Origin of the sequence: Variovorax sp. H27-G14 (genome assembly GCF_046156345.1) — a bacterium.
In the GTDB taxonomy this organism is placed as follows: Bacteria; Pseudomonadota; Gammaproteobacteria; order Burkholderiales; family Burkholderiaceae_C; genus Variovorax.
In genome coordinates this window covers 23,235-36,778 of the sequence record NZ_JAYLVN010000012.1, presented here as the reverse complement: position 1 = coordinate 36,778, position 13,544 = coordinate 23,235, and the positions used below count along the sequence as shown (strand labels likewise).

The following is a 13,544-nucleotide window of genomic DNA, read 5'->3' as shown; positions in this document are numbered from 1 at the left end:
TGCAATCGCTGATTGATAAGCGGGTATTTATCAGCAACATATTCAAATGAAAATTGAAAATACCTCCGATCTGCGGGTGCTGGTGCAGACGGCGCGCGGCGGCACGCTCACGGCCGCCGCCCATGCGCTGGGCATCACGCCGGCCGCCGCCAGCGCCACGCTCAAGCGGCTGGAGGCGCAACTGGGCGCCCGCCTGTTCGAGCGCTCCACCCGCGCCATGCGCCTTACGCCGCAGGGCCAGACGCTGCTGGACTACGCGGTGCGCGCCTTCGAGCTGCTGGACGAGGGCGAGTCGCTGGTCACGGCCGACCGCGGCGAGCTGGTCGGCACGCTGCGCGTGGCCGCGCCCTCGGACCTCACGCGCAGCACGCTGCTGCCCTGGTTCGACGAGTTTTTGGCGCTGCACGCCGGCGTGCAGCTGTCGCTGTCGGTCGGCGACCGGCCGCTGGACGTGATGCGCGACGAGGTCGACGTGGCGCTGCGCTACGGCACGCTGGCCGATTCGCGCCTGGTGGCGCGGCCCTTCGCGGTGACGAGCCCGCTGTTGACCGCGTCGCCCGAGTACCTGCGCCGTCATCCCGCGCCGAAGACGCCGCAGGACCTGGTGCACCACAACTGCCTGATCTTCAACCGCGGGGGGCGACGCCACCGCGTGTGGCGCTTTGCGCAGAACGGGCAGTGGACGGAGGTGCGGGTGAACGGCGATCGCAGCGTGGACGACGCCTCGCTGGCGCGGGAGTGGGCGGTGGCGGGGCATGGCGTCACGTTGAAGTCGGCGCTGGATGTGCGCAACGACATCAGCTCGGGGCGGCTGGTGCACCTCTTGGCCGATTGGCAGACCGAGCCTTATCCGTTGCATGCGCTGTTGCCCAGTGGGCGGTTCGTGCCTGCGCGGGTGAGGGCGTTTGTGGACTTCCTGGCGTTGAAGTTCGAGGCGCTGACCGCGTCGTTCGTCGACGGTGCCCAGAAGGCGTCAATCTGCCCCGATGGAACCAAGCAGACGGCGCACGCCGCGCAAGGGCGCCGTTAAACGCCAGGACTTGCTCCTTTGCAAAGCGGCAAGCTCCCCGGCTTTTGTCCGTTCGGCTGCTTGTGCCTGTTGCAACGCGCGTGCCGCATCGGTGCGCGCTGCATCGAGTTCTTCAGCGAGCCGGGTGTTGTCGGTGGAAAGTACGTTCACCTCGCCATGCAAGCGCTGGATCTCGAGCTTGCGGCCTTGATCAAGGCTCCAGTAATCGCGTACCTGGCACCAGAGATTCTCGGTCTCCGTCGCGGCCGAGTAGTAGCTCGCGGCATCGCCTTCGATCTGCGTGCGCGATGCGTATGAGGGGGTGGGTGCCGCAAGCGTGCGCGCGAGGTGTTCGTAGAACGGCTCCACTGCTGCGCTGGCGTATTCCTGTACGAGCTCCACGTTGACCGGTATGGCGGCGATGTCCGTGAGCAACTGCGGCAACTGCTCGATCTCCACGCTTGCCATTCCGGCATAGGACAGGTCGTTGCCCGTGTCGTACTGCACACAGGGTTTTCCGGCAACCGCAGCATCGAGGAGCAGGGTCGACAGCGACGAAATCACGACGTCGACAGCGGCGACGAGGCGCGTCACATGCAGGTCCAGCATGCCCATCAGCACGTCATCGAGGACCACCGAATTCGCAAGAGCGAGTTCGCCCGCGCCGGGTGCGCGTTCGGAGGGATGCAGCTTGACGATGAAAAGCAGGTCCGGCAGTGCCTGCATCATCTTCACGAGGCGCGCGCGGGCGGTCTGGGCTGCCGTACCGTGCCGATGCCACAGCAGATTCGTACCCAGCAGGGCAACCCCCCGGTACCTGCTCGTGTCCAGGCCCAGCCGCCAGCGAAAGAGATCCTGCGGCGGGGACAGGCGCATATCGATGAACTTGGGGCCTCCCACCGCCCTGAACCTTTGCCATGGCAGGACGCACCCTTGCACTGTCTTGCCGGCCAGGCTGACTCGACTTTCATGGATGAAGCGTTCGTAGCTCTCGCCCCACGACCAGATGGTCTCGGAGCCGAACTCGATGAGTCGTTGCGGAAACTGCTCGATCCAGACCCCGTGCTGCATCTGAATCGTGTGCACGCCGTGCAGCTTTGCCGCCTCCGCTACCTGCCGGCCCATGAGATGGTGGCAGGTGACATTCGATTCTGCACCGGTGATCAGGAAGCGCAGACCCAACTCGCGCCAGGCAATCTGCGCGCACCGTTGATAGAACACGGCCTGCACGCCGCGCCTGGCAAAGAATTCGCGTGCCAGCAAGAGCGCGTCCGGATCCAGGACGGAGGTGCGGATCAGCACTGCCACCGAGCTTCGCGACAGGACATCCAGCAGCGGGCGGTAGAGGATGAACTCCTGCATGTGATGGAGGTTGAAACCTATCCGCGGCAATCGGCTTGCCTGGTCCTTGAGTGCGCCAAGCCCCGCATTGAACTGTGCGCGTTTTTCGCGCCGGTACAAGACGTCCATCAATGCCTCGACACGCTGTCGAGCCGGACCCTCCGACAAGCCGGCGCCATGGTCTGCTGAAAGCCGGACGAAGTCAGGCTCGCCGTTGCCGATGTCGCCAAAGAGGTCGCACTTTGCCCAGTACGAGGCGAGCCCGAGTTCTTCGTCTTTGGGACGCTTTTGGCATACCGCTCGCGCACTGGCCAGAGCGCGGTCATCCTCGACGGCGAAGCCGACGGTTCGGAAGATTTCCAGCCAGGTCGCTTTCGGCAGGATCGTCGCGTGCAGCTTGCCCTCCAGGCTGCATGGGCGTGTCGACAGGGACGCGATGAGATGTCCATCGCACACGGCACGAAGGTTTCGCACCGCCGCGAAGACGTCGTCGCTGGCAATGTGCGCGAGCACATCGAGGCAGATGACCAGCCACGGCTCGCCCCCGGTCTGCTCTTTCATCGCTGCGAAGACCTGCGCGGCGCCCTCGGCGCAGCCCGATGGATCGAAATGAATGCAGTGGGGTCCGGCCGGGTCGAAGTCGCAATCCAGCACCCGCAGGCCGGCGCTGCGCAATGAGGCGGCCACTGTGCCGCGGCCGATGTTCAGGACGTTCTTCAGCTTCTGGTCGGAACAGAAGGCCAGGATCTCCTGCACGATGGAGTCGACCGCAAAGTCAGCACTTTGCGCGGCAGAAGTTCGCCACTCGGAAAGTTCGGTTTTCAGGGGCCTTGACTCCGGAGATGCTTTGAAAGGAGCACGCTTGCCTGATGGCGGGCGAGCAAAACTTTTTGATTCATTCTTCGCCCCTGCGCCGCACGCACGCTTGTTGTGGCGTACGTGACCTCGGTCAGGATCTCGCAGGCGGAAGTGCTCCGCGAAATCTAGGCAGACCGTCTTATCCTCGAATTAGGAGCGTGCAAAGTTCGCGCAAAGGCCCGGTAGAACGGGCCTGCGACGCGGGTGTCTTTGGGGCTCGGCGGCGCCTCAGATCATCGGCGTCACCGCCCCATCCATCGCCACGATCGCCCCCGTCACATAGCTCGCCTTCGCCGACGCCAGAAACACCACCGTGTTCGCCATTTCCTCCGGCGTCGCGATGCGTCCCAGCGGCAGCCTTGCCGTGGCGCGCTTCAGTGCCTCGTCGGTGCCGATGCCTTGCAGCTTCGCATCGGCCTTCATGCCTTCCTGCAGCCGTTCGGTCAGCGTGAGGCCGGGGTTCACCGCGTTCACGCGCACGCCCTGGCCTGCGTAGGCCGCGGCCATGCCGGCGCTCACCAGCATCAGCGCCGCGTTGGCCGCGCCGCCGGCCATGTGCACGGGGCTCGCGACTTTGCCGCCCTGGCCGATCACGTTGACGATGGCGCCGCGCCCGCGCGCAGCCATGCGCTTGACGACCGGGTCGATCATGTGGATGTAGGTGAAGTACTTCGCGTCCATGGCGTCGTGCCACGCGGCGGGCGTCAGGTCGGCGGGCGGGGTGCGGCGCGCGGCGCCGGCCGAGTTGACGAGCACGTCGACCGGGCCGAAAGCCTGCTCGGCCGCATCGAGCGCGGCCACGGCGCTGGCCGGGTCCTTCAGGTCGGCCGCATGCAAAGACACGCGGCCCTCGGCCTGCGCGAACGCATCGACCAATGTCTTGCGGCCCTGCTGCAGATTGGCCATGTCACGCGAGACGAGGCTCACGCGCGCGCCTTCGCGCAAGAAGCCCAGCGCGCAGGCCAGGCCGATGCCCTTGCTGCCGCCGGTGATGAGAACGTGCTGGTCCTGGAGCTGGAGGTCCATGAAAGAGTCCTTGCCTGGGTGAGTTGAAGTCAGCCGGCGATTGAAGCACCGGCGTGAAACCCCTGCACGGACGCGGCTGTGCGCCGCAGATCACTCGCCGACCACCAGCACCTCAGCGTTGTGCCAGCGGTGCCTCGGCAGTGGCTCAGCGTCGACCCGCCGCGCGCTTCAGCGGCTCGGGCTCCAGCGCGCCGGGCGCGGTGTCGGTCGCGTCGCGCAGGTGGCCGTTGTTGTCGTGGTGCACCAGCAGCTGCTGCGTGCGCTGCCAGGTCGACAGGCGCGCGGGCGGCACTTCGATGTAGGCGGCCAGCGAGGCCAGCGACGACTCTTCCTGCTCCGGGCGCGCCTCGCGCTCCTGCTGGCGGCGGCGCCACGGCGCCATCACCAGCATCGAGGCCAGGATCACGCCGATCACCACCGCGTACAGGCCCAGCAGATGCAGGACCTCGGGTTGCGAGCGCGCGCCCAGCACGTAGGGCCAGGCATACCAGATGGCGCAGAACCAGATGGCGATGGTCACGGCCGGGCGCAGCACGCGCAGCCACACGAACATGGCCAGCGTGCGCTGCGGCGAGCGGCCGTTGCCGAACGCGCGCAGCGAGATGCGCGCGGCGTCGATGATCGGCTCCTCGCCCGCGGGCTGCCCCCACGAGCGGCGCCGGCTGGGCGGCGGCAGGTCGTAGTTGGCGTCGGGGGAGCGGTTGGGTGATTGGGACTCATGGGGCATTGGAAACTCCTCTGTCAGGGCTCGTCCACACCGCGCGTTTGCCGCGCCGGCGTATCAGGGCTTTGGGAAGGGCGATGACGGTGGTCGCCATCGTGATGGTCCAGAAGGCGATCGGGTACCAGATCGTTCCGGCGAAATAGCGCATCAGGTCGCGGTCGTAACGGCGATCGATCCACAGGCTCAGCAGCATCTGCAGGATGCAGGTCATGGCCAGCAGCGTGCCCTGCCAGTGCGGCAGCAGCGCGGAGTGCCACTGCGAGTCGACCGGCAAGAAGGGGCGCGCCAGGCTCACGACCACCACCACGGCCATGGCATAGGCCCACACCACGCTGGTCATGTACTCCACGTAGATGAGCCACATGCGCCAGTGGCGCGGCTGCAGAATGCGCCCGCTGTTGCGCAGCATGGTCTGGATGCCGCCAATGGCCCAGCGCTGGCGCTGCTTCCACAGGCCGCGCAGGGTCTCGGGCATCAAGATCCAGCACAGCGCGCGCGGCTCGAAGCGCAGCTTCCAGCCCGCGAGCTGCAGCTTCCAGCTCATGTCGATGTCTTCGGTGAGCACGTCGGGGCTCCAGAAGCCCACGTCGATCACCGCGCGGCGACGGAACATGGCAATCACGCCCGACACCGTGAACAGCGTGCCCACCAGTTGCTGCGAGCGCTTGATGAGCCCGATGATCGAAGAGAACTCGCCCACCTGCATGCGACCCAGCAGCGTGGTGCGGGTGCGGATGCGCGGGTTGCCGGTGACGGCGCCAATGCGCTCGGAGGCCAGCATGGGTTGCAGCATCCACGCAATGGCGTCTTCGTCGATCAGCGCGTCGCCGTCGATGCCCAGAATGAACTCGCCCAGCGCCAGCTGGCAGGCGGTGTTCAGGCCCACGGCCTTGCCCTGGTTGCTGGCGTTGTGAATCACGCGCAGGCGGCCGTACTCCTTGGTCATTTCGTCGAGCAGCTCGCCGGTGCCGTCGGTGCTGCCGTCGTTCACGGCAATGACCTCGTAGTTCGGGTAGCGCGTGCGCATCAGCTGCTCGATCACCTCGCGCAGGTGCGGCGCCTCGTTGAAGCAGGGCACCACCACCGTCACCAGCGGGAGCGAGGGCAGCAAGTCGAGCGGGTTCACGTCGGTGTCGCGCTTGCGCTCGAACACCCATGCATGCGAGAGGCCGCCGGCCATCCACACATAGGCCATGAAGAAGGGGTAATAGAAGACGAAGCCGAACAGCAGCGAAGGCAGCGTGTGCGCCAGAAAGTAGGTGGTGCTCATGGCGAGCGTTCTCCTTGTGCCGGCGCGGCGGGTTTCACGGACGGGGCGGACTGAGCGGGTTGAACAGCCGGAGCGGCCTGCGGCGGTATCTCGGCGGCCGACTGCGTGCGCAAGGCGCGCGGCAGCAGCGTGCGCACCGAGATCGCGCGGCGCACGGTCTCCAGCGAGGGCTGGTTGTTCAGAAAGTCGTCGGGGTAGTAGCCCAGGTTGCGCACGCCGGCGCGCTGCAGCAGCGTCCACTGGCGTGTCAGTTCGGCGTCGGGCACGGGCTGGCCGGTGCGCCAGTCGCGCGCCTGCAGCTCGAACACCGTGCCGTCCAGGCCGCGCGGCGTGTCGGCGACGCGGCGCGCGAGGCGTTCGAGCCAGGCATCGCCGTTGTTGGTCTTGTTGGCCTCGCCTTCCATGCGCGGCATGGCCATCAGCGCCACGTAGTCGTAGGCGGCCAGCGAGGCTTCGTAGTTCTGCGCGAACCATTGCTCCGCGCCGGGTTCGAGCAGCGGGCGTGCGTACAGGTTGCGCGCGGTCTCCAGCACGGGGCGCCAGGCGCCGGTGCGCCGTGCGAGCTCTTGTGTGAACTCGATCAGGTAGCGCGTCTTCGCGCTGCTCCAGCGGGCCATCAGCTCGGGGTTGGCGCGAATGGCGGCCACGTCGCCCGGCAGGCCCCATTGCGTATAGGTGGCCAGCGCGGCGGGGCTCGCGTCTTCGTCGTCGGCCAGCGTGGCGTCGTCATGGAACAGCAGTCCTTCGAAGAAGGCGTGCCGGCCCAGGTCTTCGTAGATGTCGCCGACCAGCGCGCGCACGGCGGGGTCGAAGGGCGTGAGGCGGTGGTAGCGGCCTGCGGGCGTGGTGCCGCCCTGCGTGGTGACCGTGTGCGTCGACAGCGGGTTGGACGCCGGCAGGCGGAACGCCGTCACCGGCATCCAGGCGTAGACCTTCACGCCGGCGCGGCTGCGCAGCTGCCAGGCCGCGCGGGCGAACAGGTCGGCGCGCATCGGCAGGTGGCGGTTGGGAAAGTACAGCGCGTCGGCCACGCCGTCGCCGTCGGGGTCGGCATAGGCCTGCAGGAACACCGCGCGCGGTCGCACGGCGGCCACGCGGTCGATCAGCATCGAAAGGTTGCGCTCCTGTTGGGCCGGGTCGGGGTCGTACACATAGTCCAGGTCGACGTGCATCACGCGGTTGACCGCGCGCAGCTCGCCGCCCACCGGGCTGCGCAGCAGCCGTGCGTACGTGGGCGCCTCGTTGTCGTAGGCCGCCAGCGCGCGGCGAATGCGCGTGAGCGGCACCGCGGCGGTGTTGGCGCCGTCGTCCAGCGTGAAGGTGATGGGCATGCCCGCGCGCTCGGAGGCGGCCAGCGCCGCCGCGTTGTAGGCGCCGTAGGGCCACACGGTGGACCGCACCTTGGCGCCGGTGCGCGCCTCGATGATTTCGCGGCTGCGGCGCAGGTCGGCCTCCACGCGCTGCGTGTAGGCGCTGTCGTCCTCGTAGCGTTGCGTGGCGGGGTCGTAGCGGTGCGTGGCCGCCGACGGCAGCAGGTTGCCCTGCGGGTTGGCCAGCACGCCGGTGTGCATCGCGTCGCTGTGGCTGGCGAACTCCACCAGGCCCGAGCGCGCCATTTCGGCGGCTTCGCTCCATAGCAGAAAGTTGTCGCGCGGCGCGGGCTTGTCGCCCCAGTGCACGAGCTGGCCCTGCGGCACGTCGAGCCAGCTGGTCACCAGCGCCATCAGCGCCGGATAGTTGTAGCGCTTGAGCAGCGGAAACACCTTGGTGTAGGCGCTCCGGTAGCCGTCGTCGAAGGTCAGCAGCACCGGTTGGCTCGGCAGCGGCTTGCCGCCGGCGCGCGCGTCGACGATCTGCTGCAGGCTCACCGGGTGGTAGCCGCTGTGCTGCAGCCAGGCGAACACTTCGGCAAAGCTGCGCTCGTCCACGGCGGTTTCGTCGGGTGAATCTTCGAAGCTGGCGCGCACGTTGGTGCGCACGTCGTGGAAGGAGAGCACGCGAAAGGTCACGCCGTCGTCGGGGTCGGCGGGGGGCAGCGGCTGCGCGGCGGCAGGCAAGGCCAGCGCGAGCGCGCACGCCAGCAGCAGCCAGGCCAGGGCGGCGCGTGCCAAGGAGGGGAGGGAGGGCGGTGTCGTTCGCATCACTGCAGGGGCGTCGAGAGGTTCAGGAAGACGCCGCGCTGTCGTTCGCGCACGCCGTCATAGGGATGGCTGGAAATGCTCACGCCATAGCGCAGCGTGAGCTTGGGACCCAGCTCCCAGCGGTGTTCGTAGCGCAGGCTCCACAGCGGGCCGCTGCCGAAGCCGGCCTGGCGGTAGCTGCCGCCGCTGAGCTCCACGGCCTGGAAGAACTCGCGGTCGTCGCGTTTCCAGTTGAGCCACTGCGCGCGCACGCCCAGCTGCACGCTGCTGTCGCTGGACGGGTTGAAGTACGGCGCGTCCACGGCGCGGCCGCGGCTGGTGTCGCCCGTGAGGTGCGTCTCTAGCTGAAAGCGCGGCGTGCTCACCCAGCGCTCGCGCCAGCCCAGCTCCAGGCCGTTGCGCACGTTGTTGTCGCTGAAGTCGAGCTGCTGCCATTTCAGGTCGAAGCGGCGCGACTCGTTCACCACGTAGCCCACGCTGGCGCCGGTTTCGCGCGCGCCGATGCCGGCCACGCGCGCCTTCCACGGCAGCTCCTTGCTGTCGCCGTCGTAAGTGGCCGACAGCCGCCAGGCGTCGCTGGCGCGGTAGTCAAGGCGCCCGGCCACGCTGTTCTGGTAAGGCCCGCCGTTGGCGTGCTGCAGCGCGCCTTCGGCCAGCCAGCGCCCACGCTGCCAGCTCAGGCCCAGCCCGGCGCGTGCCCAGTTGGCGTTGCCGATGTCGGTGTTGCCGCGGCCTAGCGACTGGTCGTAGAACAGGCGCCATTCGTCGTTGATGAGGCCGGAGCTGAGCCGGCTGTCCACGCGCCATTCGCGGCTGGCCAGGGCGGAGCCGCCGCGCGATGCCTCGGCGTCCACCTCGAGCAGCGCGCCGGTGTTGGCGCGGCGGCGGCGTTCCATGTCGCGCACCTCTACCGTGTCGCCGGCGTCGGCCACCAGCGCTTCGGCACGCTGGCGGGCCTGGGCGAATTCGCCGGCGTCGACCAGCGCATCGACATGGCCCACGCGCGCGGTGATGTCGTCGGGCTGGTCGGCCTCTTGTGCCTCGAAGCGTGCCACCGCGGCCTCGGGGTGCTCGCGCAGGCGCTCGGTGAGCGCCGCGCCGTAGGCGTAGCCGGCGTTCAGCGGCGCCTCGCGCGTGAGCACAGAGAAGGTCTGCTGCGCGAGCGCCGGGCGGTCGGTGTAGAGCTGCACCAGGCCGCGCAGGCCGCTCACGTCGGTGTACTGCTCGTTGGGGCGGCCCGCCTCGGGCGCCAGGCGCATGCGGGCGGGCGTGGCCGCTTCGAGCTGCTGGAGCAGTGCGTCGGCCTGCTCGAAGCGGCCGGTGTCCTGGTAGGCGTAGACCAGGCCGAAGTACAGCGGGTCGGGCATGGGCAGGTCGGTGCCGCCCTTGGCCACGGCGGCTTCGTACAACGGCACGGCCTCGGCGGAGCGGCGCTCCTGCGCGTGGGCGCGGGCCGCGGCGCCGAGGGCATAGAAAGGCAGGTCGGTGCCCGCGGCGTGCAGGGTGTCGTACAGCGCGATGGCGTCGGCCGGGCGGCCGCGTTCCACCAGCGCCAGCAGGCGGTCGGACAGCAGCCGCACGCGCAGGGCGCGAAAGGCTTCGGCGTCGGCCGGGCTGGCCTTCAGCGCCGCGGCATCGGCGCGGGCCAGCGCGGCTTCTTGCGCGGCCAGTACCTGGTCGAGCGCTTCCACGCGCTGCGGGCCCAGGCGCTGGTCGCGTTCCTGGATGGCCCAGCGCAGTTGCTGGCCCAGCGCGTCCTGCTGCAGGCTGGAGAGCGCCAGCGGCGAGAAGCTGCCGGGGCGGTCGCGCTCGGCAGCTTCGGCGTCGGCGAAGGCGCTGGAGGCGGCACCGCTGCTCGCGAGCAGAAAGTCGGCCTCGCGGCGCAGGTCGCGGCGCCCGGGGGCGAGCGCGGCGGCCTCGGTGTAGGCGGCCAGCGCCTGCAGCAGATCGTTGTCGGCGCGTGCGATGTGGGCGCGCAGTTCGAGCAGCGCCACGCGGTCGTCGGTTTCTTGCGGTGCCCCCGCGGCCAGGGTGGTGTACAGCGTGCGGGCTCCGGCGATGTCGCCGGAGTCCAGCCGCCAATAGGCCTCCTGGATGCGCGGCGCGCGGGCGTCGGGCTGGCGGGTGCGCCACTGGCGCACGGCGTCTGCCTGCAGCGCCAGGTCGTGCGTGCGCCGCGCGGCCACGGCCAGCGGGCCCAGCGCGTAGTCGGCCAACCCGGCAGGCGTCACCTGGCGGCCCAGTGCCACGGCTTCGGCGAACTGGCCGTCGTCCGTGGCCAGGGTGATCGCATCGGATGCCACGCGGCGGCTCTCGGCGTCGCCCAGCGGGGGTTGCGAGGCGAGCCACACCTTGAGCTGCTGCAGCGCCTGCGCGGGCGTGACGCGGCCTTCACGGCGCTCGACGATCAGCGCGTCATGCCGTGCGGCGTCGTAGGGGGTACCAGAGGTACCCACCACGGCGTCGGCAGAGGCGGGCGCCGCTGTACCGACCGGCACCACGGCCGGCAAGGGTTGCGCCATGGCCGCGGACGTGCCGAAGGCCAGAACGCACACGATGGGGGGTAGTCCTCGGGCGGCTTGCGCGAGGTGACGAGACAACGATTCCGCAAGCGCCGTGGGGCGCCCGTACATGACCGTGCCTCCAGTTATTTTCTGGATGAACACTCTGCTCCCTTGAACCCGGAAAACCCCGAACGGCTATGGACTGCCTTTTTCGGGACACCGGGCTTTTGCATCAAAACTGATACATAAGTACTAAAAACTAAACCTGACCTCCACTGTATGTAGAAGAGTTAACAAAAGCAAACCAAAGTCCAAGGATTCGGTTGTATTTGTGAACAGGTTGGCGTTTTTTGGCCCTCATACGTTTCCTTTTGTGGGACAACGGCGCCCGGTCCGTCACATTCGGCACGTCTTGCGGCCACTAAGATCGGCCGATGAACGCTCCTTCGGCCCCCTCCACGCCTGGTGCAGTGCCTGGTGCATCGGCTGGTGCACCGCCCCGTGCACTGCCCCGCTTCTGGTCCCAGCTCACCACGCGCGATTTCGCCGGCCTCGACCCCGCCGCCACCGTGGCCGTGCTCCCGCTGGGCGCGACCGAGCAGCACGGCCCGCACCTGCCGCTGGGCGTGGACACGGTGCTGGCCGACGGCATCGTCGCGGCTGCGTTGCCGTTGTTGCCGGCCGACCTGCCGGTGCTGTTCCTGCCCACCCAGCAGATCGGTCTGAGCCCGGAGCACGCGCGTTTCGCGGGCACCCTCACCCTGTCGGCCGACACCCTCATTCGCCTGTGGAGCGACATTGGCGCGGGCGTGGCGCGGGCGGGCGTGAAGAAGCTGGTGCTGTTCAACGCCCACGGCGGACATGTGGGCGCGATGGACATCGTGGCGCGCGAGCTGCGTGCGGCGCACGGGCTCATCGTCTACAGCGTGAGCTGGTTCAACCTGCCGTTGGGCGAGGCGGGCGCCCGGTTCAGCGCGCAGGAGCATCGTTTTGGCGTGCACGCGGGCGAGATCGAGACCTCGATGATGCTGGCCCTCACCCCGCAGCTGGTGCGCATGGGGGAGGCGAAGGACTTCCGTTCGACGTCAGAACAGCGCGCGGCCGACTACGCGATCCTGGGCAACGGCAAGAGCGCCAAGCTCGGCTGGGCGATGGAGGACTACAACGCGCACGGTGCCGCGGGCAATGCCGCGGCAGCCACGGCGGAGGGCGGTCAGGCGGTGATCGATGCGGCTGCGGGGCAGTTGGCGTTGCTGCTGGCCGAGGTGTCTCGGCTGCCGTTGAGCACTGTCAATACGGGGCCGTTGCCTTAGGGGGCGGTGTTCTTCGGTGTGCTATTGGTCGAGCTGCTGCTGTTCAGGGCGGCGCTCACGCCGACGGGGTACCTTGCTCCGCGAATGTCCCCCGGGGCTGCGCCCCTCCTCCTTTATTTCGCTGCGCAAGGCACCCCATCGGCGTGAGCGTGTTCAGAGCACTGGTTGATCAGCCGCACACCGACAGCGGGGGGCTTTGCTCAGAGCAGTCATTGATCGGCGAGCACCCAGAGCGTGTCCAGGTGCACAGGGCGTCGGGTGCTCCCCGCAGCGAAATAAAGGAGGAGGGCGAAGCCCGGGGGACATTCGCGGAGGGGAGTACCCGGCGGCCTGTGCACGCGCCCTGAACAGGACCCGAACTCAGGACCCCGACTTCAGGCCACCGAACCCAGCACCCCAGCAAACATGTCCGAGTCCACATTGCCACCGGTCACGCTGACCCCTACCGTCTTGCCACGCCAACGCTCCTGCTGCTGAAGCGCCGCGGCCAGGGCAGCGGCCCCAGCGCCTTCCGCCACGTTGTGCGTGTCGCTGAACAGAATGCGCATCGCCTGCGCAACCTCGTCGTCGGTCACCATCACCACGTCGTCCGCCTCCCGCAGGATCACCTCGACAGACTCAGGCACCGGCGTGCGACAAGCCATGCCGTCGGCCAACCGCGTCGTCACGGGAGACTCGACCGGCTTGCCCGCAAGAAAAGAATCCCGGTACGCCGTGGCGTGCGCGGAGACCACGCCGATCAGCTTCGTCGACACACCACAGTGCGCACGCGCCGCTGCAGCAGCGGCAAACCCCGAACCCAACCCGATCGGCACGAACAGCACATCGGGCGGCGTGCCCGACAGCGCCTCGAAAAACTCCACATACGCCGTCGACACCCCCCGCACCAACTCGCGGTGAAACGACGGCACCCGATGCAGCCCGTCTCGCAGCGCCAACACACCCGCGTGTTCGGAGGCCGCCTGGAAGTCGTCCCCATGCTCCACCAGCGTCACACCCAATGCGCGCATCGCCGCGTTCTTCTCGCTCGAATTGCCATGCGGCACCACGATGGTCGCGGCCAACCCATGACGCCGCGTGGCGAAACCGACCGACTGGCCATGGTTGCCGCGCGTCGCGCTGACCGCATGGCGCACCTCGGGGTGCTCGCGCGCCAGCGTCTCGAAATAGGTCAGGCCGCCGCGGATCTTGAAGGCACCGGCCGGCGTGTGGTTCTCGTGCTTGGCCCACACCGTGGCGCCCAGGCGCTGCGAGAGCAAGGGCCAGGCGTACTGCGGTGTCGGGGGCATGGCCGCATGCACGGTGTGCTGCGCGGCTTCGATTTCCTGGCGGGTGAATCGCATCGGGCGGACCTTGCT

General features: G+C 68.5%; 9 protein-coding genes. 2 read left to right on the top strand and 7 right to left on the bottom strand.

What is annotated here, in order from left to right; genetic code table 11:
- Window positions 1-46 precede the first annotated feature (46 nt).
- On the top strand, window positions 47-1,030 hold the full coding sequence (locus tag VLK31_RS24025; protein ID WP_409170975.1) for a LysR family transcriptional regulator: 984 nt from the start codon (window positions 47-49) through the stop codon (window positions 1,028-1,030).
- On the opposite strand, the gene VLK31_RS24020 is transcribed toward VLK31_RS24025, so the two are convergent.
- The 6 genes from VLK31_RS24020 to pgaA form a co-directional block, all read right to left on the bottom strand.
- On the bottom strand, window positions 974-3,106 hold the full coding sequence (locus tag VLK31_RS24020) for a hypothetical protein (protein WP_409170974.1): 2,133 nt from the start codon (window positions 3,104-3,106) through the stop codon (window positions 974-976). The two genes, VLK31_RS24025 and VLK31_RS24020, sit on opposite strands and share 57 nt — an antisense overlap.
- Window positions 3,107-3,436: 330 nt before the next feature.
- The gene (locus VLK31_RS24015; RefSeq protein WP_409170973.1) at window positions 3,437-4,234 is read right to left on the bottom strand and encodes an SDR family oxidoreductase; all 798 of its coding nucleotides are present in this window, start codon (window positions 4,232-4,234) and stop codon (window positions 3,437-3,439) included.
- 145 nt (window positions 4,235-4,379) lie between these two features.
- Window positions 4,380-4,961, bottom strand: coding sequence for a poly-beta-1,6-N-acetyl-D-glucosamine biosynthesis protein PgaD (gene pgaD, locus VLK31_RS24010; RefSeq protein ID WP_409170972.1), 582 nt, complete (start codon window positions 4,959-4,961; stop codon window positions 4,380-4,382).
- On the bottom strand, window positions 4,951-6,228 hold the full coding sequence (gene pgaC / locus VLK31_RS24005) for a poly-beta-1,6-N-acetyl-D-glucosamine synthase (protein WP_409170971.1): 1,278 nt from the start codon (window positions 6,226-6,228) through the stop codon (window positions 4,951-4,953). Before pgaC ends, pgaD begins: the two co-directional genes overlap by 11 nt.
- On the bottom strand, window positions 6,225-8,369 hold the full coding sequence (pgaB, locus tag VLK31_RS24000) for a poly-beta-1,6-N-acetyl-D-glucosamine N-deacetylase PgaB (protein ID WP_409170970.1): 2,145 nt from the start codon (window positions 8,367-8,369) through the stop codon (window positions 6,225-6,227). Before pgaB ends, pgaC begins: the two co-directional genes overlap by 4 nt.
- On the bottom strand, window positions 8,369-10,924 hold the full coding sequence (gene pgaA, locus VLK31_RS23995; RefSeq protein WP_409170969.1) for a poly-beta-1,6 N-acetyl-D-glucosamine export porin PgaA: 2,556 nt from the start codon (window positions 10,922-10,924) through the stop codon (window positions 8,369-8,371). Before pgaA ends, pgaB begins: the two co-directional genes overlap by 1 nt.
- Before the next feature lie 383 nt (window positions 10,925-11,307).
- Between pgaA and VLK31_RS23990 the strand changes: the two genes are divergently transcribed.
- On the top strand, window positions 11,308-12,186 hold the full coding sequence (locus VLK31_RS23990) for a creatininase family protein (RefSeq protein ID WP_409170968.1): 879 nt from the start codon (window positions 11,308-11,310) through the stop codon (window positions 12,184-12,186).
- Window positions 12,187-12,560: 374 nt separating this feature from the next.
- On the opposite strand, the gene VLK31_RS23985 is transcribed toward VLK31_RS23990, so the two are convergent.
- Entirely contained in the window at window positions 12,561-13,529 is a 969-nt protein-coding gene (locus VLK31_RS23985; protein WP_409170967.1) for a threonine dehydratase, read from the bottom strand.
- Between the last annotated feature and the right edge of the window lie 15 nt (window positions 13,530-13,544).